Source organism: Caenibacillus caldisaponilyticus (genome assembly GCF_002003465.1).
Classification (GTDB): domain Bacteria; phylum Bacillota; class Bacilli; order Bacillales; family Sporolactobacillaceae; genus Caenibacillus; species Caenibacillus caldisaponilyticus.
The window spans coordinates 1-1,231 of record NZ_BDDQ01000130.1; the positions used below are offsets into that span (position 1 = coordinate 1).

Genomic DNA, 1,231 nt, shown 5'->3' on the forward strand with positions numbered 1-1,231 from the left:
ATCCAAAAGGTGAAACCCGTGTAACGGGTGTCAAGCGTCAGTGAAAATGTCATACTAACGCGTCAGTGAATATGTCACTGATATATTTACTTTGACCTCAGTTCATTCAAGCCGGTTTCAGTTCCTTTGAATTCGTGGGCCTATATTTGCGCCAAGGATGATCAGGTCCTGGCTTGTACGATTTCTTTTCTGAGCTCTCCTTTTTCTTTTCAGGAGTTTTTGCCGCTTTGTTCCGGGTTGCTTCCATCAAGGGGTAGGGCTTACCTTTGTACCAGACAAACAGTCTGCCATCCAGCGTTTTTCGGACTTCCACCGGCGTTTTGGCCGGAATGGTTGGACTGGAATTTGGGACGTCGAGGATGTACGTTTTTCCTCGGTAGGAGATGGTTTCTCCAGGTCCGACGATCCGTTGATCGCGAAAACAAAGAATCAAATCCAGGGACTGTCCCGGTTCCAAAGGAACAAAGGCACTTTCCGGTTCAAGAGGCGCTACGGCAAACTTCTCGTTATGTTCTTTGATCAACTCCGGAAGGACTTGGTTTGCCTCCTCCAGGGTCTGGATGCCGCGCAGGCGCAACTCGACAACCCAACGGTCCTGCAGGGTTTGAAAGAGGCGTTCGATCCGTCCTTTGGCCTGTGGGGTCATGGCTTTGATATGAGTGATCCCCAAATCCTTCAGGGCGCGGCCAAATTGCGACAAAGGCACGGATTCGCCCGCCAGTTCCTGCTCAATGGATCTTTTTTCATTCGGGGAACAGAAAATCATATGACGATCCGAATAGATGCACATGGGAATGCCATACTGCTCGATCATTTGCCGGATCAGAAGGAAATAGCCCTCGGTATCTTCCTGGCGGCGGAAGACCGCGGCCAAGATTTTTCCCGTGGCATCGTCAATGGCCGCCAAAAGAGCCATGGGTTCCGCACGGTCTTCCAACCAACGATGGAAACTTCCGTCAATCTGGACCAACATGCCGGTTTGCGGTTTCCGATCTCTCGGGCGGTGAACCTTTGCCGGGCGCCGTTTCCGTTTGGGCGGGATGTTGGCTTGGCATCGGATTCGACGGACCGTAGAAGGGCTGACCCGGATTCCCTCCTGTTTGGCCAATAATTCGGAGAAATGGACATCATTGCAGTGCCGATATTTTTCACTTTGGCGGAGATTCAGGATTTTTTGCCGGATGTCTTCGGATAAGGCATGTGCAGGTTTTCGCCCCCGGTTTTGTGAATG

The 1,231-nt window shown here is 51.3% G+C and carries 1 protein-coding gene; it reads right to left on the reverse strand.

Annotated features, from left to right (window positions below):
- Window positions 1–106: 106 nt before the first annotated feature.
- The coding region (locus CCB157_RS16755) for an ISNCY family transposase (RefSeq protein WP_077616932.1) at window positions 107–1,231 on the reverse strand (1,125 nt) is incomplete at its 5' end.